Origin of the sequence: Actinophytocola sp., from assembly GCF_035712165.1 — a bacterium.
GTDB lineage: Bacteria > Actinomycetota > Actinomycetes > Mycobacteriales > Pseudonocardiaceae > DASYTH01.
Window position 1 is genome coordinate 1 of record NZ_DASTBH010000217.1, and the last position, 21,943, is coordinate 21,943.

A 21,943-nucleotide genomic window follows, 5' to 3' on the forward strand; every position below is an offset into this window, starting at 1 on the left:
AGGCGTGTCCGGCACCTGGCGTGACCTCACCGAGAGCGTCAACCGGCTGGCGGCCAACCTGACCGGGCAAGTGCGCAACATCGCCCAGGTCACCACCGCGGTGGCCAAGGGCGACCTGTCGCAGAAGATCACGGTGGATGCCCGGGGCGAGATCCTGGAGCTGAAGAGCACCGTGAACACGATGGTGGACCAGCTCTCGTCGTTCGCCGACGAGGTGACCCGGGTGGCCCGCGAGGTCGGCACCGAGGGCAAGCTGGGCGGCCAGGCCCAGGTGCGTGGCGTGGCCGGCACCTGGCGCCACCTCACCGACAACGTGAACTTCATGGCCTCGAACCTGACCGGGCAGGTCCGCAACATCGCCCAGGTGGCGACGGCGGTGGCCCGGGGTGACCTGTCGCAGAAGATCACGGTGGATGCCCAGGGCGAGATCCTGGAGCTCAAGAGCACGGTCAACACGATGGTGGACCAGCTCTCGTCGTTCGCCGACGAGGTGACCCGGGTGGCCCGCGAGGTCGGCACCGAAGGCAAGCTCGGCGGTCAGGCCGAGGTCCGTGGCGTCCTCGGCACCTGGCGGGACCTGACCGACAACGTGAACTCGATGGCGTCCAACCTGACCGGCCAGGTCCGCAACATCGCCCAGGTCACCACCGCGGTGGCCCGGGGCGACCTGTCCCAGAAGATCACCGTCGACGCCCAGGGCGAGATCCTCGCCCTCAAGAGCACCGTCAACACCATGGTCGACCAGCTCTCCAGCTTCGCCGACGAGGTCACCCGCGTCGCCCGCGAGGTCGGCACCGAAGGAAAACTCGGCGGCCAGGCCCAGGTGAAGGGCGTCGCCGGAACCTGGCGCGACCTCACCGAGAACGTCAACCAGCTCGCCTCCACGCTGACCATCCAGCTGCGCGCGATCGCCGGCGTGTCCACGGCCGTGACCCGCGGCGACCTGACCCAGCAGATCGGCGTGCAGGCCAGCGGCGAGGTCGCCGAGCTGAAGGACAACATCAACCAGATGATCGTCGCGCTGCGCGAGACCACCCGGGAGAACGCCGAGCAGGGCTGGCTGGACTCGAACCTGGCCCGGATCGGTGGGCTGCTGCAGGGCCAGCGGGATCTCGGCGAGGTCTGCCAAATGATCATGAATGAGGTCGTTCCGCTGGTCAACGGCCAGGTCGGCGCGTTCTTCCTGGACGCCCCGGGCAACCTCAATGGCCACGGCACCTGGCGCCTCAACGGCGGCTACGGGCTCGGCACCGGCGAACCGGTCTCCTACGCCCGGGGCGAAGGGTTGGTCGGCCAGGCCGGCGAGTCCAAACAGATGATCGTGGTGCGCAACGCCGACGCGAACTTCACGCCGATCCGGTCCGGGGTCGGCCGGTTCGCCCCGGCCGCCGTCGTGGTGCTGCCCGTGCTGTTCGAGGGCGAGACGCTCGGCGTGCTGGAGATCGGCTCGGTGAGCGCGTTCTCCGAGCTGCACCTGACCTTCCTGGAACGGCTCATGGTCACCATCGGTGTGGCGATCAAGACCATCCAGGCCAACCGGCGCACCGAGGAACTGCTGGGCCAGTCCCAACGACTGGCCGCGGAGCTGCAGGACCAGTCCGCCGAGCTGCAGCGCACCAACGCCGAGCTGGAGGACAAGGCGGCCCTGCTGTCCGAGCAGAACCGCAACATCGAGATCAAGAACCTGGAGATCGAGGCGGCCCGCCGGCGCGTGGAGGAGAACGCCCAGCAGCTCGCCCAGGCCAGCCAGTACAAGTCGGAGTTCCTGGCCAACATGAGCCACGAGCTGCGCACCCCGCTGAACTCGTTGCTGCTGCTGGCCCGGCTGCTCGCCGACAACCCCGAGCAGAACCTGTCCGGACAGCAGATCGAGTTCGCCAACACGATCCACAACGCCGGGTCCGACCTGCTGTCGCTGATCGACGACATCCTGGACCTGTCCAAGATCGAGGCCGGCCGGGTCAACATCGAGCTGTCCGCCGTCGACATCACCACGGCCGCCGACGACGTCGAGCGGGCGTTCCGGGCGCAGGCCGAGGAGAAGGGTCTGCAGCTGCGCACCCGGGTGGCCGAGGAGGTTCCGGCCAATGTGGTCACCGACGCCCAGCGGCTGCTGCAGATCCTGCGCAACCTGTTGTCCAACGCGGTGAAGTTCACCGACAACGGCACGGTCATCCTGACCATCGAGTCGGCGCCGTCCAGCCGGACGTTCGGAGTGCCCACTTTGGACACTGCGGACAACGTGGTCGCGTTCTCGGTGCGGGACACCGGCATCGGCATCCCGGACGAGAAGTTCGCCATGATCTTCGAGGCGTTCCAACAGGCGGACGGCACCACCAGCCGGCGCTACGGCGGCACCGGGCTGGGGCTGTCGATCAGCAAGGAGCTCGCCCGGCTGCTCGGCGGCGCGATCACGGTGGAGTCGGAGCTGGGCGTCGGTTCGACCTTCACCCTGTACCTGCCGCAGATCCTGCCCTCCGAAGCGGTTCCGGTGTACCGGCGGACGACCCCGCCGGCCGCGACCGAGGCCGGGCTGCCGCCGCTGACCGGCACCCCGATCATCGGGTCGACGGTGGCGGTCGCCTCCCCCAGCCACCGGCTGGACGGAACAACGGTGCTCATCGTCGACGACGACGTGCGCAACGTCTTCGCGTTGACCAGCGCCCTCGAACTGCACGGCATGCGGGTGCTCTACTCCGACAACGGAACCGACGGCATCCGGTTGCTCACCGAGCATCCAGAGGTGGACATCGTGCTGATGGACGCGATGATGCCCAACCTGGACGGCAACGAGACCACCCGGCTGATCCGGGCGCTGCCGATCGGCGCCCAACTGCCCGTGGTGTTCCTGACCGCCAAGGCCATGCCGGAGGATCGCGAGTCCAGCCTGGCGGCCGGCGCCGACGACTACATCACCAAACCGGTCGACCTCGACCAGTTGCTCGGCGTGATCTCCTCGTGGGTCGCGCAGAGCCGCACCCGCCGGGCCGGTTCGGTTCCCGAGGCCGCCCAATGACCAACCAGCAGGCGAAGGCCCTGCTGGTCGACGACCGCCGGGAGAACCTGGTCGCGCTCGAGGCGATCCTGCAGGGACTTCCGGTCGAGGTGGTGTCCGTGACCAGCGGCGAGGCGGCACTGAAACAGTTGCTGATCAACGACTTCGCGGTGATCCTGCTGGACGCCAGCATGCCCACCATGGACGGCTTCGAGACCGCCACGCACATCAAGCAGCGCGAGCGCACCCGGCACATCCCGATCATCTTTCTCACCGCGCTCAACTACGACGCCCGGCTGGCCTTCCGCGGCTACCAGATCGGCGCGGTGGACTATCTCACCAAGCCATTCGACCCCTGGGTGCTGCGCTCCAAGGTGATGGTGTTCATCGACCTGTGGGCCAAGAACGCCGAACTGGCCGCCCAGGCCGCCGAGCGCAGCCAACTGCACGACGCCGTCACCCAGGCGCTCGACCACCTCGACGCCACGCCCCCCGACCCCACCGCGGCGGCCGCGGTGCTACGCACCGCCCGCAACTCCAGCCAGCCCTACCTTCCGCGTTAACACGTCACCTGGGCGTTGGCCCAGTCGGCGTGGTCGAAGTTGATGTTGTCGCCGCCGTTGGCGACGGACAGGCGCAGCACGGTGCGGTTGGTCAGGCTTACCGAGATCCGTTGAGCGGCCTGGCCACCGCGCAGAACGCCGGTCGTGGTGAGCGGCACGCCGTCGCCGAGCACCGAGAAGGTCACCGTGCCGTTCGTGCCGGCCTCCGCGTCCACCCCGACGTCGGCGGTGAAGGTCGAACACCGCCCGCCGAGGAACACGTCGATCGTGCCGGCCGCATGGGCGCCGATGCCCTTGGCATAGGTCGTGCCGGCGATGGTGAGCGTGCGGCCGTCACTGGCGCCCTGTTCCCCGTTGGACCGGTTGCGTTCGGCCGGGCCCCAGCCGTTGGTCGACGCCTGCCACGGCAGGTCGCTGACGAACGAGGTGCCGGCCGGCGGCCCGGTCTGGGCGCCGGGCGTGACCCGGTAGACCACCGTGCCGTGCGCGGGAACCGAGGCGCTGATCGTGCCGGTGGTCGTGCGCACCGCCTTGGACCACAGGTCGAACAGCCGGTAGTCCGACGCGTTGGGCAGCCCGGTCTCGCCGGGCGTGGTGCTGATCGTCGCGGTCGAGCCGGTCTCATTGAACAACGCGACCGCGAAGTCGCCGCCCGCCAACGGCCTGGACAGCACATGCAGCCCGCCGGCCGAGCGCACCTCACGCGCCTGCGCGCCGCGCGTGTCCTGGTCGACGGCGATCACGTCGCGGTTGCCGAGAATCGTCAGGGTCGCCGCGCTCGCGGTACGCAGGTCGGTGCCGATCAGCAGCGGCGCGGCCATCATCGCCCAGAGGGTGAAGTGGGTGCGGTACTCGGTGTCGGTCATGCCGCCGTTGCCGACCTCCAGCATGTCCGGGTCGTTCCACGCACCCGGCCCGGCGAACTGCGCCAGCCCCACGTTGGCCCGGTAGATGGACAGCATCGAGTTGTACGAGTCGCCGATGTCGCCGGTGGTGCGCCACAGGTTGCCGACCGGCTGCGCCCAGTTCCACGGCTGGTTCTGGCCCCACTCGGTGATGCTGTAGACCATCGGCCGACCGGTGGCGATGATCGCGTCCCGCATCCGGGTGTACCGGGTCTGCGCCGGCACACCCTGGTTGTTGCAGTTGTCGTACTTGAGGTAGTCCACGCCCCAGGACGCCCACAGGTTGGCGTCCCGCTGCTCGTTGTTGAGGCTGGCCGGGAACCCGGCGCAGGTCTGGGTGCCGGCGCTGGAGTAGATGCCCAGCTTGAGCCCCCGGGCGTGCACGTAGTCGGCCACCGCCCGGATCCCGTTCGGGAACTTCACCGGGTCCGGCACCAGGTTGCCGGCGCTGTCCCGGTTGCGGGTCATCCAGCAGTCGTCGATGTTGACGTAGGTGTAGCCGGCGTCGCGCAGGCCCGCCGAGACGAACCGGTCGGCGGTGGCCCGGACCAGGGCGTCGGTCACGTTACAGCCGAAGGCGTTCCACTGGTTCCAGCCCATCGGCGGCGTGCGGGCCAACCCGTTCTCCCACGCCTGGGCCGGTGCTGGGGTGACTGCGGGAAGGCTCGCCGCCGCCAGCACGGCGGCGAGCAGCAGGGTCAGTTGACGCATGTGAACTCCTCAGCTCGCCAGGGTGCGGATCTCGGCGGCGGACAGGCCGCGGCTGTAGATGCGGAAGTCGTCGAGCTGGCCGGACAGGAACGGGTCGCCGGCGTACTGCGACCGGCCGAAGTAGTTCAGCCCGGTGCTGCCCAGGTTTCCGGGCCGCAGGGTGAGGTTGGCGTTGCGGGCCACCTCGGCGCCGTTGACGTAGAGCACAGCCAGGTTGCCGGCCAGGGTGACCGCCACGTGGGTCCAGGCGCCGGCCGGCAGCGCGGCCGGGGCGTCGATCCGCTGCTCGCCGCCGGCTCCGCTGCTGGTGATCGCGAACCGTGCGGTTCCGGTGCTGCTGCGCGGGGTCAGGAACAGGTAGGCGTTGGTGCCGGTGCCGAAGTCGAACACCCGGGACCAGGTCGTGACCGTGGTCAGCCGGACCCGGCCGGCCACGGTGAAGTCACCGGCGCCGGCCAGGATCCCGCCGGGCAGCCGGACATGGCCGTCGGCGCCGGCCAGGCTGACCGCGCCGGCCGCGAACGACGCGCCGCCGACCAGGGTCGCGGTCCGGCCGTTGCCGGTGGCGTCACCCGCGGTCGTGCCAGCGGTCTCGTCGAACGGGTAGTGCGCGACGAACGGCTGGATCGGTGGCACGGCGCCGGCCCAGTAGACGGTGTACCGCTGGCCGTGCATGCGGAAGAACGGGATCAGTGACACCGCACCGGTACTGGCGGTTCCGGTGAACCGCAGCGGCACCGCGGGATCGGGTCGCAGCGTGTTGGTGTCCAGCGACGGCATGCTGGAGAGGTTGTTGGTGCCGTACTCGCCGGCCAGCACGATGCCGCCGTACCGCACCGCGCGCACCGTCGGGTTGTCCGGGGTGGCTTCCACGGTGAGCGCCGGCGACAGGGTCAGGTCCACCACGTCGCCGGAGGCCCAGTTCCGGTCCAGGGTCAGGAAGGTGTTGGGAGTGGCGGTGACGTTCTGCACCACTCCGTTGAGCCGGACCTGGGTCCCCTGCCGAGCCCAGGACGGGACCCGGATCCGCAACGCGATGTGCCCGGAGCCGGTGATCGTCAGCCGGGTGCTCGGCGTGTCCGGGAACGCGGTGTCCTGCCGCACGGTGATGCCCCGGCCGGACCAGGTCAGCACCGACGGGATGAACAGGTTGACGTAGAGCGTCTCGCCGGCGAAGAAGTAGATGCTGTCGGCGAACTTGGTCTGGCTCTCCATTCCGGTGCCGTGACAGCAGGTGAAGTTGTTGTAGTCGTTGCTGTAGGTCTTGATGGCGCCCGGGCGCATCGGCACGTAGTAGGTGTGTTGATGCCGGGCCGTGTTGGGGTTCTGCCCGGCGAGAATGTGGTTGTACAGGGCGCGTTCGAAGAAGTCGAGATAGTCCACCTTGGACGGGTTGGTGAAGAACAGCTGCCTGGTCAGCTTCAGCATGTTGTAGCTGTTGCAGGACTCGCAGGTGGTGTCGGACAGCTGGCCGGCGATCTGGTCCGGCGGCTGGAAGTACTCGCCGTTGCTGTTGCCGCCGATGGCGTAGGAGTGGTGCCCGGTCACGATGTCCCAGAAGTTGGTGGCGATCGTGCGGTAGCGCTCGACCCCGGTCTGGTGGTACTCGCGGATCGCTCCGATGATCTTCGGAATCTGCGTGTTGGCGTGGAATCCGGACAGCCGGTCCTGGTTCGCGGCGAGCGGGTCGAAGATGCGCGCGTGGTCGAACCGGCGGGCGACGGTGAGGTGGTCCGGGTTCTCGGTCACCGCGTAGAGGTTGGTCAGCACCTCGTTCATGCCACCGAACTCGGTGTCCAGCATGCTCTGGATCTGCGCCGTGGACAGCCGGTCGGTGCGGAACTTCACCCAGGCCGCCTGCCGGACCAGCACGTCGAGCGCTTGGGCGTTGCCGGTGAGCAGGTGCATGTCCAGCAGCCCGGCCATGATCTTGTGCAGGGTGTAGTACGGCGCCCACACGGTCTGCCGGGCCTCCACCCGGTCGATGAAGCTCTCCGGGTAGGCGGACAGGTAGCCGGTGTTGAACCCGACGGCGCCGGCCCGGGCCTGGCAGCGGGCCAGCTCGGCGACCAGGTAGTCGCCCTTGGTCTTGTGGGCCGCGGCCCCGGTGTTGGCGTAGGCCAGGGCCAGTGCGGAGAGCAGGTGCCCCATGGAGTGCCCGCGCAGTTCGACGTTCGGCGCGTCCCAGCCGCCGACGGGTTGGGCCGTCGACGACAGGCCGACATTGACCCGGAAGGTGTGCAGCATCCGGTCCGGGTCGATGAACGAAAGATAGGCCAGGATCCTGCTCTGGTTCGCCCGGAACGGGCTGTCCAGCAGGGAAACCTGGGTCAGCGGGAACGGGAACACCGATACGCCGACGTCGGGGCGCAGGGCCGCGACCGCGCCGGCCGACAGCGCTCCGAGTGGGAGGGCCGAGGCGGCCACCGCCCCACCGGCTAGTTGGAGAACTGTGCGACGGGGAACGGCCGACTGGGCCACTGTGCCCACCTCCGATGTTCGAAATACCGAACAGCGTTCAATATTCTGACAACCCACGGTAGAGTGCGGAGAGTGGTAGTTCAACTACCGGGACGGTGACTCATGCGCCTGCTCGCCCTCGTCGGAATCCTCACACTGGTTGCCACCATTGGCCTTCAGACCGGCAGCCCACCGCAGGCGCAGGCGGCGGTGACGTTCGCCTCGACCGCCGCGGTGCAGAACGGCGGCCGCTGCCTCGACGTGTTCGGGGCGGGCACGGGCGACGACGTGAACCTCATCCAGTGGAACTGCCACGGCGGGACCAACCAGTCCTTCACCTTCACCCCGCTGTCCGCGACGTCGGACACGTACACGATCGGCACGTTCGCCGGAAAATGTGCCGACATCGCCGGGGCCTCGACGGCGGACAACGCCCGCGCCATCCAGCAGACCTGCAACGGCGGCAACAGCCAGCGGTTCCGGCTGGTCGCGGTGAACGTCGCCGGCACGGACAAGACGTTCAACCTGCAGGCGGTGCACAGCAACAAGTGCGTCGTGGTCAGCGCCCCGGCCACCAACGGCGCGCAACTGGTCCAACTGCCCTGCTCCACCGCGACCGACCGGGTCTGGCGGCTGCCGAACTTCACCTCCGACGGCGGCGGTGGCGGCGGTTTCGAGACGCTGCCCACCCTGCCCACCAACGCCTGCAACAACTCCAGCCTGCCGCGCAGCTTCGGCACCAACTTCCCGACCCCGCGCGACCCGTTCGCGTTCGGCTGGTTCAACCAGTCCGCGATCGGCTGGCAGGGCAACTGGTACCCGGCGTTCTCCTATTTGTCCGGCTCCTACTTCGCCCGCGGCGTGCCGAACACCTACACGGCAGGCGGCACAAGCTACTGCGGCGCGATGTACTCCTTCGGCGCCTTCACCTTCGGCCTGGCCGCCGGTCAGTCCCCGCCGGCCCAGTCGATCCAGTGGACCCAGGAGCAGGGCTTCCTGCCGGCCCTGCGCACCTCGTTCACCCGTAACAACGTCGCCATCTCGATCACCAACTTCGCCAACCGGGTGGTCATCGGCGGCAACCCGTTCGTGCTGGCCTACACCCGGATCTCGGTGACCAACAACGGCACCGCGGCGGTCACCGTGCCGCCGGGTGGATCCGGGCCGAACCTGGTCCGGCTGACCGCGGTCAACGACAGCGTGCCGGCCGGCACCACCCGCACGCACGACTTCGTCGCCGCCATCGACCGGTTCGGCGCCAACGTCACCTACCCGTCGACCGCGACGCTGGCCTCGTCCGCGCCCGGCTACGACGCCGCTTTCGCCCAGATGGCGGCGTTCTGGAACGGCCGGATCGACGCCACCGCCCAACCGTCGCTGCCCAACCTGCAACTGCCCAACACCGGCCTGGCCAACCCGGGAACCGCGCTGCGCAACGCCTACCGGGCCGGCACCGCCTACCACCTGATGATGCAGGTGGGTAAGTCGCCGTTCTCCGGCGCGAACAACTACGCCTGGCTGCTCAACCACGACGTGCCCGGCGAGTTGGTCGCCCGGTTCACCACCGGGGACTTCAGCGACGCGCGGAACCTGCTGCTGGTCGGCCGGACCTCCGAACAACCGGGCTTCAACGGGTTCGGCGCCAACTGGTATTGGGACGGGGTGTGGAAGACGCCGTGGGCGTGGGCGATCTACCTGCAGAAGACCAACGACACCGCGTTCGTCAGCCAGTTCTTCAACGACAACCAGACCCAGTTCGGGCCGAGCCTGCGCACCATGATGCGCACGCACTTCGTCAACCAGTTGGACAGCGACGGCACGCTGCGGTCCAACTTCGACAACGACTCCACCGGAAAGTGGATCCTGTCGAACTACTCGGCGCTGATCGGGCTGGCCGCGTACAAGTACATCGCCACCCGGATCGGCCAGACCGCCGAGGCGACCTGGGCGCAGGGCGCGTACACCAGCCTGCACAACGCGTTGAACACCGTGATCGGCAACAACCAAGCGGCCAACGGGTTCAACTTCCTGCCGTGTGAGGTGCAGCGACCGAACACCGCCAACCGGTGCAACACCTTCAACGACGCGAACTGGGCACAGGCCGGTTGGTCCGGGCAGAACCAGTGGGACACCATGCTGATGGGCGGCGCCCCGCTGTCCGGCATCATCGGCGACCCGGCACAGCTGGACCGGATGTACCAGTGGGGCTTCGACCGCCTCGCCGGCCGCGTCCCGTTCCCGTCGTTCGGCGCCTTCTCCGGCTACTCCACCGCGTACAACACCGCCTACTCCGAGGGCGGTCTGTACGGCACCGCGTTCCGGGATCTGGCGATCACCAGCTACGCCTGGCAGATCCAGACCACCACCGGTGGCCCGAACGCGTGGTGGGAGGCGAACGGCAGCGGCCCGAGCACGGGCAACATCTGGTCCGGCAGCCACGCCGGCCCGCAGTTCGGCGCGGTCCCCTACGCCTGGCCGATCGCCCACCAGCAGCTGGCGCTGGTCCGCGCCGTCGCCGCCGAAGGCCTGACCGCCAGCGGTACCGGCCCGTTCACCTACACCCGCCCGCTCTACATCGGCCGCGGCATCCCGAACACCTGGATCGCCGCCGGGCAGGCCATCGCCGTCAACAACATCACGTCGTCCTACAACGTCGACACCGCCGCCCGCACCACCTACGGCGTGTCGCTGGCCGTCACCCGCCCCGGGGCCGGCCGCGTGATCACACTCAACGTGACCGGCACACCCCCCGGCGGGGCCATCATGGTCCAGCTACCGGTATTCGCCACCTCAACCGTCACCGCAGTCACGGGCGGCACCTACAACGCCACCACCCGCACCGTCACCCTCAACTCCGGCGCCACCCAAGCCACCATCACCCTCAACAACTAACCACCCCTCCCCGGCGAGTCGCCACTTCCAGCCCGGCGAGTCGCCACTTCCAGACTGGCTCAGCCGGATCCACCACCCGAATGGAAGATGCTCAGGGGCAGGTAGGCGGAGACCGTGTAGGTCGGCAGGTTGACGATCTGGCTGATGCTGAGGTCGACGCACGCACTGGCGAGCACGTAGGCCTCGGCCGGGGCCAGGTTGTGGTTTGTGACCAGATAGGTGACGGTGCCGCGCAGGGCGGTGCGGGCGGCTTGGCGTAGGTCGGGTTCGTTGCCGATGCTGACGTGGTACGGGCCGGGGATTCGGGGGCGGTCGGGCAGGAAAGCCTGAGGGTGGCCGGAGGTGGAGCCCGGAATCAGGTCGAGGCGCAGGGTCACGGTGGCCTCGGTTTCTATGGCGGTGCCGCTGACTTCGCCATCTCCTTGGGCGGCATGCACATCGCCGACGGACAGCAAACCACCCGGGACGAGTACCGGCAGGTGGAGGGTCGCGCCGGCGGTGAGGTGACGCAGGTCCTGGTTTCCACCGTGGCGGCCCGGAGGGACCGTGGAGTGCTGGCCCGGCTCGGCGGGGGCAACACCCAGCACGCCGCAGAAGGGGGCGATGGGGATCCGAAGCCCCGGCCTGAACTGTGCCTCGGTTCGGCTGCGCAGGTCCCAGATGTGGAGGTACGGGCCCGAGTTCGGGTCCAGGCAGTCGTTGAGCAGCCCGGAGCCTCGCGGGTGGGCGATGGTGAAACCCCAGGCGGCCGGCTCGACTCGGAGGATCTCCACCACCAGCGTGTCACCGGGTTGGGCGCCGGCGACGGCGATCGGGCCGGTCAGCGGGTGACCTCGGGTGAGCGCCGACTCGCGGTCCACTGTGGACTGTTCGGGATACGATGCGGCGGTGATGAGAGCCAACAGGTCCGGGTCCAGGCCGGGTTGGGCCACGTCTTCGATCTCCCGGCCGACCCGCCCGTAGCCGGCGTCGAGCGTCTCCAGGACCACGGTGTCACCTGGTTGAACCGTCAGTCTCGGTGGCAGCGAATTACTTAGGTATGTATGGATGTTCTCGCGCCCCAGCCGGTGGGTGCTCGCGGCCAACGTCATCGGTCAACCCCTTCCATCCACGAATTCCTGTGCAGTATGGTCGATTTTCTTCCTGCAATGCGGCGGGAGCGTGCCATGATCGGTTTTCGGGCTCCGGTGTTCGCGATGGTCGTCGGCTTTTCGCTGGTACTGGGCGGATGTGCCGCTATCGACGACGGTGGCGGACAACAGCAACAACAGCCACCGTCCAGTGGTCCGGACACCCGGCCGGTCAAGGCGGGCGGCACGTTGCGGATCGCGCTGGACGCCGAGCCGGACAAACTCGACCCGACCCTGTCCCGAACGCTGGTCGGGCGTGACGTCATGCAGAACATGTGCGAGATGTTGTACGACGTCAACGAGAAACTGGAGCTGGTCCCGCAGCTCGCCGCCGGAATGCCCGACGTGTCAGCCGACGGCAAGACGGTGACCATCAAGATCCGTACCGGGCTGAGGTTCGCGGACGGCACCATGCTCGACGCCGCCGCCGTGAAAACCTCGCTCGACCGGCACCGCACGCTGCAGGGTTCGGCGCGCAGGAGCGAACTCGGTCCGGTCAGCGACGTGGCCGTGGTCGATCCGGCCACCGTGGCGATTCACCTGTCGCAGCCCTTCACTCCGCTGACCGCCCAACTCGCCGAACGCGGCGGGATGATCATGTCCCCGACGGCGCTGACCAAGCTGGGCGCGGACTTCGCCACCGCGCCGGTGTGCGTGGGCCCGTTCAAGTTCGCCACCCGGGTCGCCCAGGACCGCATCGAGCTGGTCAAAGACCCGAACTACTACGACGCCGGCAAGGTGAAACTGGACAAACTGGTCTTCCGGACCATCACCGACGCCACCGCGCGGCTGAACAACCTGCGCTCCGGCGACATCGAACTGATGATCAACGTGAGCCCGGTGAACGTCGAGGAGCTCAAGGCGATCAGCTCGCTGCGCATGATCGCCACCGACAGCATCGGCTACCAGGGCATCACGATCAACATCGCCAACGCCGCCGGCGTCGGCAAGGACCCGAGCCCACTCGCCGCGCCGTTCGCCGGGCCGATGGCCTCCGACTCCCGCGTCCGGCGGGCCTTCATGCTCAGCATCGACCGCGAAGCGCTCAACCGCACCGTTTTCCGCGGCGTGTACACCCCCGCCTGCGGCCCGATCAGCCCGGTCAGCCCGCTGTCCTCGGATGCCGCCCAGGCCTGCCCGAAACACGACCCGGCGGAGGCCAAGCGGCTGCTGGCCGAGGCCGGGCTCACCACACCGGTCAAGGTCAGCCTGATCGTGATCAGCAACCCGGACGCGATCCGAACCGGTGAGGCGATCAAGGCCATGGTCGCCGAGGGCGGGTTCGACCTCCAACTGGAGCCGACCGAGTTCGCCACCGCGCTCGACGTCACCGACGCGGGCCGGTTCCAGATGTTCCGGATCGGCTGGTCCGGCCAGGTCGACGCGGACGGCAACATCACCCGGTTCTTCCAGACCAACGGCTCGCAGAACAACTCCGGTTACTCCGACCCCGAGGTCGACCGGTGGCTCACCGAGGCCCGAACCACCCAGGACACGGCCAAACGCAAGGAACTGTACGGAAAGGTGATCACCAAGGTGCACGAGGACGTGCCGATCATCTACCTGTACCGGACCAAGAACCAGATCGGGGTCAGCAACAAGGTCGGCCAGGTCAAGATGTACAGCGACTACATCCTTCGGCTCAGCACGGCCGGTTTCGTCGAGTAGAACCTAACGGGGCTTGTTGAAGGCGTGCTCGCCGGCCGACCGGTTGGGACCGTAGAGGACCTCCTTGGCGAACTCGACCAGCGCGTCGAAGTCCAGGCTGCGCTGATCGGCGTCGGGGCCGGCGAGGAGGTAGGTGTCCTGCCAGGTGACGGTCCACACCCGACGCTGGTAGTTCTCCAACTCGACGAAACCGTTCTCCCGGTCCGGCAGTTGCCGAAGCTCGTGCAGCAGCTTCGGCGGGTTGGCGAACCCGCGTTTCGGAATCTCCTGGCCGTTCGCGGCGCGCATGCGCATCTGGAGGTAGGGATTGGGTTCGCGGTTCCATCGGGTCGGCTGGGCACCAGCGGCGCGGAAACAGCGTGTCGCTGCCTCGACTTCGGTTTCGTCGCCGGCGAACTCGCACCGGTAGGCCGGAATCACCTCGCACGTCGCCCGATGGATGTCCGGTTGGTTGGCATTGAATTTGTGCACGGTCGGGCTGAGGCCGACGACTGTGTCGAACGCGTATCCCGGAGGTTTGAAACCCTCGACGACGACCAGCGGGCGATCCGGTGCGATCAACTCGGCGGCGTGCTCTCGGGCGAAGGTGACAATGGCCCGCGCAAGGCCCTCATCCCACGAGTCGTGGGCATAGCAGTGGAAGGCGTGCTTGCCGTCCTTGGTCAACGCGGCCGCGTTGCCGTAGGTCTGTCCGAGCGTCCAGACCCAGGCATCCGGCAGGCCCTCGATCGGGGTGGCGCCAGGCATAGCCGCGAACGTCTCCGCCAGATCCACGTCCGTACCTCCGCCTAGCTGCACGAATAGTTCGGGCCAGGTTCCCTGTGGCTGTACCGTTCCTCCAGTAGGGCACCGCGCCGGCCGTTTTCGGCCCTGGTCACGGCTTCCATGCCGTCAGTGTTGTTGTACCAGGCCTCGCGCTGAGCGCGGGTCTGATCGTAACCCTCGTCGATCCAGTGCTGCACCACAGCCGGGTTGTGGTCGTAGGTCAGCTCGCTGAAGGGGATCTGGTTGCCGAACGAGTCGACCCAGGTGAGTTGGTCCCGCGGGATTGGCACGCCGTGCGCGTCGACGGGACGGCTGCCCAGTGCTATTCCCTCCTGCGTGAAATTGGTGGCCATGTAGTCGTGGGTGGAGTCCCAGTAGTCGTGGGGGTACTCGGTGTTGCGGTTGTGGGTGGTGCGGGGGACGTCCGGGTCGACGGCGAACCGGCCGCCCTCGCCGCGGTAGCCGGCCAGGCCGAACGGGTCGCAGACGACCAGGGGGTTGACGACGTAGGTGTAGTGGTTCGACGACGGGCGTAAGCCGACTGGGTCGGGGCTCAGGTAGCGGGCGGTCGCCGGGTCGTAGTACCGGTGGAAGTTGTAGTGCAGACCGGTTTCCCGGTCGTGGTACTGGCCCGGGAAGCGCAGTGGGCAGTCGGTTCCGTCCCGGGAGCTGACCGCGAGCTCCTCGCCCCACAGGTTTTCCGTGCGGTACCAGGATATCCGGCCATCCGGGCCGACCAGCTCGGTCGGACTGCCGACCAGGTCGGACACGATCGCGTGGAACCGGGTGTCGATCACGTCCTCCGGCGCGTCGGCGAGCCAGGATCGCGACGTCTGCGCGAGCGGTTCGCCGGTTCCGCTGCGGTAGTCCCAGGCGGTGGCGGTCACCCGGGCGTCGAGGGTGTGCCGCTGCTCGGCCAGTTCCGCACCGTCCCAGCTGAACGTGATCTCGTCCTGGACCACGCCGTGCTCGTCGAGGCGTTGCTTGGCGATCCGCCTGCCGAACGGGTCGTAGCGGTACCGCCAGATCGCGCCGTCCGGGGTGGTGGCGCCGGCCAGTTGGTTGTGGCCGTTCCAGCGGTAGGTCCACTCCCGGCGCTGCCCGGACAGCGTGCGGCGCACCTGCCGGACCAGCCGGCCGGCGGCGTCGTACTCGTAGAAGGCGCGCCCCGCGCCGCGCAGCAGCATGCCGTCCAGCGCACGGCCGCCCGCGGTGTCCGACGGCGCTCCGGGCAGCGCGGTGGCGAGGTTGCCCAGGGCGTCGTAGGCGTACTGCTCGCGCCAGTTGGCGCCGGTGACGGCGGTGACCCGGCCGGCCGGGGTGAGCTCGTAGCCGCGGTCGCCACGCAGCCGGTCCGCGACCGCGGTGACCACGCCGTCGGCGCGGTAGCGGTAGATGCGCTGCTGCAGGGCCAGGTACTGGTTCGCGGGCACGTCCGGCACGGCCAGGTCGGCCGACGGGTGCGCCCACACCTGCTGCGAGGCCAGCCGGCCGGCCGGGTCGTAGCTCTGGGTCAGCGCGGCCCGCGAGCCCAGCCGCCGGGTGGTCTCCAGCCCGGCCGGGTCGTACTCGAAGGACAGCGCGCCGCCGGTGCCGGCCAGGGTCGCGAGCTGCTGGGCCTGGGTGTAGGTCCAGGCGGTCTCGATCCCGGACGGCGTGGTGCGCCGGATCCGCCTGCCGAGCACGTCGTACTCGCTGCGCACCGCCCGCCCGTCGATCGACTCGACCAGCGGCCGGCCCAGCGGGTCGCGCTCGTAGACCACCTCGGTGGACCCGTCGCTGGCCCGGTGCAGCCGGCCCGCCGGGTCGAACTCGAACTCGATCGGGCGCTCGCCGTCGAGGCGCTGCGCGGTGACCCGGCCGCGGGCGTCCCGGTCCAGCCGCAGCGCCCCGGCGCCGTCCTCGAACCGGCCGACCTGCCGCCCGGCCGCGTCGTAGGCGTAGCGCACCGTCCGGCCGGTGAAGTCGTTCTCCCGAACCAGATTGCCGGCCGGGTCGTACTCGTAGTCCCAGGTCAGCCCGACCGGGTTGGTCACCTGCACGAGGCGTAGCTCGGTGTCGTAGCCGAAGGTGTACCGGGTGCCGTCGGGCCCGGTCCGGGCGACCATCAGGTTGAACGGCCCGACCTCGAACGTGGTCGTCGCGCCGTGCCGGTCGCGGCTGCGGACCAGGTTGCCCTCCACGTCGTAGGACTGCTCCTGGCGGGCGCCGTCCGGTGCGGTCTGCCAGGCGAGCCGCCCCTCGACGGTCCAGCCGTACCGGGTGACCGCGCCGCGCGGGTCGGTCGTCGTGGCCAGCCGGCCGAACAGGTCCATGGTGAACCGGGTGGTGGCGCCGGAGGGGCTGGTGGCCGACAGCGGCCGCCCGGTGCCGAGGCTGGTGAACGTCCACCGCTGCCCGTCGGGTTCGACCCGGGCCACGAGGTGGCCGCGTTCGTCGAGCTCGGAGGCGGTCACCGCGCCCGCCGGGTCGGTGGTCGCCAGCACGTTGCCGGTGCCGGAGTAGGAGTGCTGCCACTCGACGCCGCCGGGCTCGACGACCCTGGTCGGCAGCGACCAGCGCTCGTCGTACTCCACCGACGTGTGCGTCCCGTCCGGGTACTCGACCCGGAGCACCTCGCCCCGCTCGTCGCGCACCCACCGGGTGGTGTTGCCGAGCGCGTCGGTGTGCGAGAGCAGGCGGTGGTAGCGGTCGTACTCGGTGTGCTCCTCGTTGCCGAGCGGGTCGACCACCGTGGTGATGTGGTTGTGGCGGTCGTAGTGGTACCGCGTGACATGGCCGAGGCTGTTGGTCACGGCGGTGACCCGGTTCGCCAGGTCGTAGTCGAACGTGGCGTCGAGGTGTCCGCCGGCGCTGCGCCCGCGCACGACGCGGCCGTCGGCGCGGTACTGGTACTCGTAGCTGAACCCGTTGCGGTCGGTCCAGCCGGTGATCCGGTCGGCGTCGTCGTAGTGGTAGCGGTAGGGCAGCCCGCTGGAGTTGACCACTCCGGTCAGCCGGCCGAGCGGGTCGTACTGGTAGGACACGATCTGGACGCCCTGGCCCTGCGCGTCGATCAGGCGCAGGGCACCGATGCGCGGACCGTGCGGCCCGTCGGTGAGGTCGACCACGACGTAGTAGCCGCCCGAATGGCTGGCCGCGAGCGGCAGTCCGGCCGGGTCGCGGAGGTAGAGGACCTCGTGCCCGTCGCGGTCGGTCAGCGCGGTGATCGGCCGGATGCCCGGGTCCGGTCCGGCGGCGGCGAACTGCCGGACCCAACCGGTTTCCGGGTCCTCGATCCGGTAGCTGCCCGACTCCGGGTCCAGGCGCAGCGGCCACCTCGGCCCGTGCAGCGGCAGCACCGGCTCGTCCGGACGGTTCGGGTACACCAGCACCTGGGCGTCGTCGCCGACATACCGGACGAACTCGGGCCCGAACTCCAGCCGCTGGTCGAGCGTCGAGGACCAGCCGGGCCCGTGTAACCGGCCGTCCCGGAAGTCCGACGCGTACGCGCGACGGACCACCAGCGGCAGCAGGCCGGGCAGCGCCAGGTCGGTCTTGGTGGTGATCATCTGGCCGGACACCACGTCGACCGGGTCGCCGCCGCGGCCGTCACAGCCGCCGTTGCCCTCCGAGCGTTGTCCGCCGCCGTCCTCCCGCGGCCGGGTGCCGTCGCCGTTGCGGCCCGGCGAGGTCGGGCCGTCCGGACCGGATCCCGATCCGTTCGGCGAACCGGCGCCGTCCGGTGAGGTGCCGTCCGGCCGCGTGGTCGGCGCCGTGTCCGGAGTGGACGATGCGTGCGTCGGTCCGTCCGGAGTGGACAGTCCGTCCGGGGTGGACGCCGCGTGGGTGGGGGTGTCGCCTGCGTGCCTCGCCGGGTTGGTCCCGCCGGCGCCGTCGGCCCGGCTCAGCAGCTTGCGGAGCTTGGCGATGATCTCGTCGAGTTTGTCGATGACCTTGCGGATCCGCGGCGCCACGTTGCCGATCGTCTTGACCAGCTTGCGCACCAGATCGGCGACCTTGTTGACCACCTTGGAGATCGCGGCGGTCGCCTGGGCCACCACGACCGGCGTGGCCAGGCCCAACGTCGCGGCCACCTCCAGGGCCCAGGAGATCAGCCGGCCGACCAGCTCACCGACCAGGTCGCGGATGAACTCGCGGACGAACGCCACGACCTCACCCATGATCATCACTCCGACGGAGATGCCGTCGGTCAGCGTGGCGGCGCCGGCCAGCGCGTCGGCCATCTCGGTGGCGTGCCCCCGGTAGGCGTCGCCCGCCTGCCCGGTCCACCCCGCGGTGTCGGCGCCGGCCCCGCGCAGAAAGTCCGCCGCCACCGCGTTGACCTCGGTCGCCACGTTCCCCCACGTCTCGGAGAACGACTGGATGACCGGCGGGTCACCGGCGAACCAGTCCAGCGCCTCCTTCAGTGGCCGGACGTGCTCGATGAGCCAGGAAACCCCGTAGGAGGCCAAGGTTCCCAACGGGTCGATCACCATCGACAGGACCTCGAGCCCGACGCCCAGCCCGCCGAGCCCGGCCTCCACCCAGTCGCCGTTGCTGATCCCGCTGGCCAACCCCTGGGCCGACTCGGCGATGCCGATGCCGGTGACCGCGGTCGTGGTGTCCCGCTCCCGGGCGACAAGGGGGTTGCCGGAGTCGGGCATCAGTGCTCACCTCGTATCCCGCTGACTCGGTCGCGGGATGACGATACGAGCTGATGCCGGCGGTCGGTGCGGCAATTTGCAAATCGGACTGCCCTGTTTCAGGAATGTGACTGCGGGCGGGCAGAAATGATGCCGATGCGGTGCCCGCGTCGCAGCGTCCGGATCCTGGTCGGCTCGACGTCGAAGCCGGCGGCGGCGATCCGCTCGGCGACCGTGTCGCCGACGTTGTCCTTCAGCCGCTCGCGCATGGGGCCGGGCCGGCGGCCGGGACCGTGCCGGTGGTGGTGGTCGTGTTCCCCGTCGACGACGAGGTCGGCCAGCACCAGGACTCCGTCCGGACGCAGGACCCGGCGCACCTCGGCGAGCAGTTCGTCCTTCGCCGAGGTGTCCAGGTGGTGCAGCATCAGGCTGGAGAAGACCCGGTCGAACGAGCCGTCCGGGTAGGGCAGTTCCTCGGCGAACCCGCGGTCCAGCCGCGCGGTGCGGCCCCGGCGGGTGAGCTTGCGCCGGGCCTTGGCCAGCACCTTGGGGTCCGGGTCCAGCCCGGTCAGCTCGACCCCCGGGTGCGCGCGGCTGATCGAGCGCAGCAGGTTCCCGGTGCCGCAGCCGACATCCAGCACCCGGTGGCCGGCCCGCGGTCCGGCCAGTTCGATCATCTCGCGATGGATCGGGGCGAGGCCGAACAGGTGGTGCACCACGTCGTAGAACGGCAGGAGATAGTGCTTGCCCATGGCCGGCAGGTACTCCCGCTCGGCCGGTGAATGTGACGTTCTTTCGGTCATATGTCAATTCTTACTGGTCTTTGAGCTGGTCAGCTGTTGCGATCGGTGGTCGTCGTAGGACGATTTGACGATGCGGACTGTGCGCGCCTCCCCTGGCCGGGGCCACCCGCCGACCTACGCCCTCGCGCCGCTGCCGGGCGAGCCCCCGGTGGCGACCTGGCGGCTGGATCACACGCACGTGCCGGGCCGCACGTCCCGGTTCGAGGAGCACGCGCACGACTTCCCCGGCATCGCCTACTTCGACACCAGCGGCGGGACCCTGCGCACCAACCGGCGGAGCTGGCCGATCGAGGCCGGCGACCTCTACGTGATCGGGCCGGGCGATGTGATGGGCCCGATGGACCCGGACGACCTGGTCGAGGCGCACGGCTGGGGCGTGTTCTTCACCGCCGACGCACTCGGTCCGGACGTTCCCGGCGCCTACCTGGCCTGGCGCACGCACCCGCTGCTGTTCCCGTTCGTGCGGGGCGGGTCGACCGACGCGCTCCGGCTGCGGGTACCGGAACCGGACCGCTCCGGCTGGGCCATGCGGCTCGACGCCCTGCACGAGGAGCTGACCGGCCGGCGGGACGGGTACCGGGAGGCGGCGCCGGCCCACCTGGTGCTGCTCCTGGTGGAGGTGTCCCGGCTGGCCAGCGACGTCGTCGGGGACCTGCGGCTGAACCGGGAACCGTTGCTGGCGGAGGTGTTCGCGGTCATCGAGGAGCGGTACCCGGAGCCGCTGTCGTTGCGCGACGTGGCCACCGCGGTCAACATCTCCCCCGGCCACCTCACCTCGACCGTGCGCAGACGCACCGGCCGCACCGTCCAGGAGTGGATCACCGAACGACGCATGGTCCAGGCCCGCCGGCTGCTGACCACCACCGAACTGCCGATCCGGAACATCGGCCGGCTGGTCGGTTTCCCGGACGCCAGCTACTTCGCCCGCACTTTCGGCCGGATCCACGGGGTGAGCCCGGCGGCCTGGCGGGCCGGCTAGATCACAGCCGGTAGTTGACCGTGGGCGGTAGGTGGCATTACCGTAGGCAAACCCTGCCGTCGAACAGTGTTCGATACTTCGAACATGCCTGGGAGCACTCATGCTCATCAGCCGACGATCGTTCACCCTGGGCGCCATGGCATCCGCGGTCGCCGCCACCGGCACGGTGGTGCTCCCCCGGCTCGCCTGGGCGGCGAACACCGCCTATGCCATGACCTACTTCACCGAGTCGCCGCAGATGCAGGGGGCCAACTACGGCCTGCACCTCGCGGTCAGCCGGGACGGCCTGAACTGGACCCCGCTCAACCAGAACAACCCGGTCGCGACTCCGACGGCCGGGACGCTCGGCCTGCGCGACCCGTTCGTCTTCCGCAAGCAGGACAACACGTTCGTGGTGATCGCCACCGACCTCAACGGGACCGACTTCAGCCAGAACAACCAGTTCCTGCACGTGTGGGACAGCACGAACCTGACCGGCTTCACCGGGTACCGGCGGATCCGGATGCACACGCTGAACACCCACACCTGGGCGCCGACCGCGTTCTGGGACGCCGCCCGCGGGCAGTACGGCATCGTCTACTCGGCCGTCAACGGTCGGGACGTGTTCCAGGTCAACTACACCAGCGACTTCCGCACGGTCAGCGCGCCCCAGATCTACTTCAGCCCGTCGTTCGGCGTGCTCGACGGCGACATCGTGGTCGACGGCGGCACCACCTACCTGTACTACAAGAACCTCGCCGACGGCTTCCTCTACGGGGCGAGGTCGGCCACCGGCGCGCCCAACAGCTACACGACCTACACCGGTGGTCTGCGGCAGGGCAACGCCATCGAGGCGCCGCTGCTGGTCAAGCGCAACGACGGGGCCGGCTGGTGGCTGTGGGGCGACTCGTTCAGCCCGGTCAACAACGACTTCTACGCCTGGTCGTCGACCAACATCACCGCGGGCGCGTGGACCGCGCTGAACCAGCGCGACTACAGCCCGCCGCTGAACTCCAAGCACGGCTCGATCACCGGGATCACCGACGCCGAGTACAACGCGCTGATCGCCCGCTGGGGCACGCCGAACTGGGTCCGGCTCAAGTCGTCCAACCTGCCGGACCGCTATGTCCGGCACGCCAACCGGGTCGGCCGGGTCGACCCGTACCCGTTCGACCCGTACCAGGATCAGCTGTGGCGACTGGTGCCCGGCCTCGCCGACCCGGCCGGCGTGTCGTTCGAGTCGGTGAACTTCCCGAACAACTTCCTGCGGCACTTCAGCTTCGCCGTCCGGCTCGACCCCAACGACAACACCGCGGCGTTCCGGGCCGACGCGACCTTCTACCGGGTCGCCGGTCTGGCCGACGCGGCCTGGTCGTCGTTCCGCTCGTTCAACTTCCCCACCCACCACCTGCGGCACTCGAACTTCCTGCTGCGCATCGACCCGCTCAGCGCGTCCTCGGCCGCCCTC

General features: G+C 69.3%; 12 protein-coding genes. 6 read left to right on the plus strand and 6 right to left on the minus strand.

Translation table 11 applies throughout. The features are described from left to right. Together VFO68_RS12400 and VFO68_RS12405 are read left to right on the plus strand one after the other, a co-directional pair. A partial coding sequence (locus VFO68_RS12400; RefSeq protein ID WP_325158389.1) for a HAMP domain-containing protein occupies positions 1-3,016 on the plus strand: 3,016 nt, incomplete at its 5' end. Next, positions 3,013-3,558, plus strand: coding sequence for a response regulator (locus VFO68_RS12405; RefSeq protein ID WP_325158390.1), 546 nt, complete (start codon positions 3,013-3,015; stop codon positions 3,556-3,558). The genes VFO68_RS12400 and VFO68_RS12405, both read left to right, overlap by 4 nt. On the opposite strand, the gene VFO68_RS12410 is transcribed toward VFO68_RS12405, so the two are convergent. Continuing rightward, complete coding sequence (locus VFO68_RS12410; RefSeq protein ID WP_325158391.1) at positions 3,555-5,174, minus strand: NPCBM/NEW2 domain-containing protein; 1,620 nt, start codon at positions 5,172-5,174, stop codon at positions 3,555-3,557. The genes VFO68_RS12405 and VFO68_RS12410 overlap by 4 nt on opposite strands. A 9-nt stretch (positions 5,175-5,183) precedes the next feature. Beyond that, the gene (locus VFO68_RS12415) at positions 5,184-7,601 is read right to left on the minus strand and encodes a glycoside hydrolase family 127 protein (protein WP_325158392.1); all 2,418 of its coding nucleotides are present in this window, start codon (positions 7,599-7,601) and stop codon (positions 5,184-5,186) included. A gap of 156 nt (positions 7,602-7,757) precedes the next feature. On the opposite strand from VFO68_RS12415, the gene VFO68_RS12420 reads away from it, so the two are divergent. Beyond that, on the plus strand, positions 7,758-10,526 hold the full coding sequence (locus tag VFO68_RS12420; RefSeq protein WP_325158393.1) for an RICIN domain-containing protein: 2,769 nt from the start codon (positions 7,758-7,760) through the stop codon (positions 10,524-10,526). Between the two features lie 59 nt (positions 10,527-10,585). Here VFO68_RS12420 and VFO68_RS12425 read toward each other — a convergent pair whose 3' ends face one another. Then, positions 10,586-11,617 carry an acetamidase/formamidase family protein gene (locus tag VFO68_RS12425; protein ID WP_325158394.1) on the minus strand — a complete coding sequence of 344 codons (1,032 nt, stop codon included), beginning with the start codon at positions 11,615-11,617 and terminating at the stop codon, positions 10,586-10,588. A gap of 75 nt (positions 11,618-11,692) precedes the next feature. On the opposite strand from VFO68_RS12425, the gene VFO68_RS12430 reads away from it, so the two are divergent. Then, entirely contained in the window at positions 11,693-13,324 is a 1,632-nt protein-coding gene (locus VFO68_RS12430) for an ABC transporter substrate-binding protein (RefSeq protein WP_325158395.1), read from the plus strand. Positions 13,325-13,327: 3 nt separating this feature from the next. On the opposite strand, the gene VFO68_RS12435 is transcribed toward VFO68_RS12430, so the two are convergent. The 3 genes from VFO68_RS12435 to VFO68_RS12445 form a co-directional block, all read right to left on the minus strand. After that, the gene (locus VFO68_RS12435) at positions 13,328-14,098 is read right to left on the minus strand and encodes a hypothetical protein (RefSeq protein ID WP_325158396.1); all 771 of its coding nucleotides are present in this window, start codon (positions 14,096-14,098) and stop codon (positions 13,328-13,330) included. A gap of 14 nt (positions 14,099-14,112) precedes the next feature. Continuing rightward, positions 14,113-18,735 carry an RHS repeat-associated core domain-containing protein gene (locus VFO68_RS12440; protein ID WP_325158397.1) on the minus strand — a complete coding sequence of 1,541 codons (4,623 nt, stop codon included), beginning with the start codon at positions 18,733-18,735 and terminating at the stop codon, positions 14,113-14,115. A 98-nt stretch (positions 18,736-18,833) separates the two neighbouring features. Next, entirely contained in the window at positions 18,834-19,517 is a 684-nt protein-coding gene (locus VFO68_RS12445; RefSeq protein WP_325158398.1) for a class I SAM-dependent methyltransferase, read from the minus strand. Positions 19,518-19,587: 70 nt separating this feature from the next. Here VFO68_RS12445 and VFO68_RS12450 point away from each other — a divergent pair, with 70 nt between their 5' ends. Both VFO68_RS12450 and VFO68_RS12455 read left to right on the plus strand, forming a co-directional pair. Continuing rightward, complete coding sequence (locus VFO68_RS12450) at positions 19,588-20,496, plus strand: AraC family transcriptional regulator (protein WP_325158399.1); 909 nt, start codon at positions 19,588-19,590, stop codon at positions 20,494-20,496. A gap of 136 nt (positions 20,497-20,632) precedes the next feature. Next, positions 20,633-21,943: glycoside hydrolase family 43 protein (locus VFO68_RS12455; protein ID WP_325158400.1), on the plus strand; the 1,311-nt coding region annotated here is incomplete at its 3' end.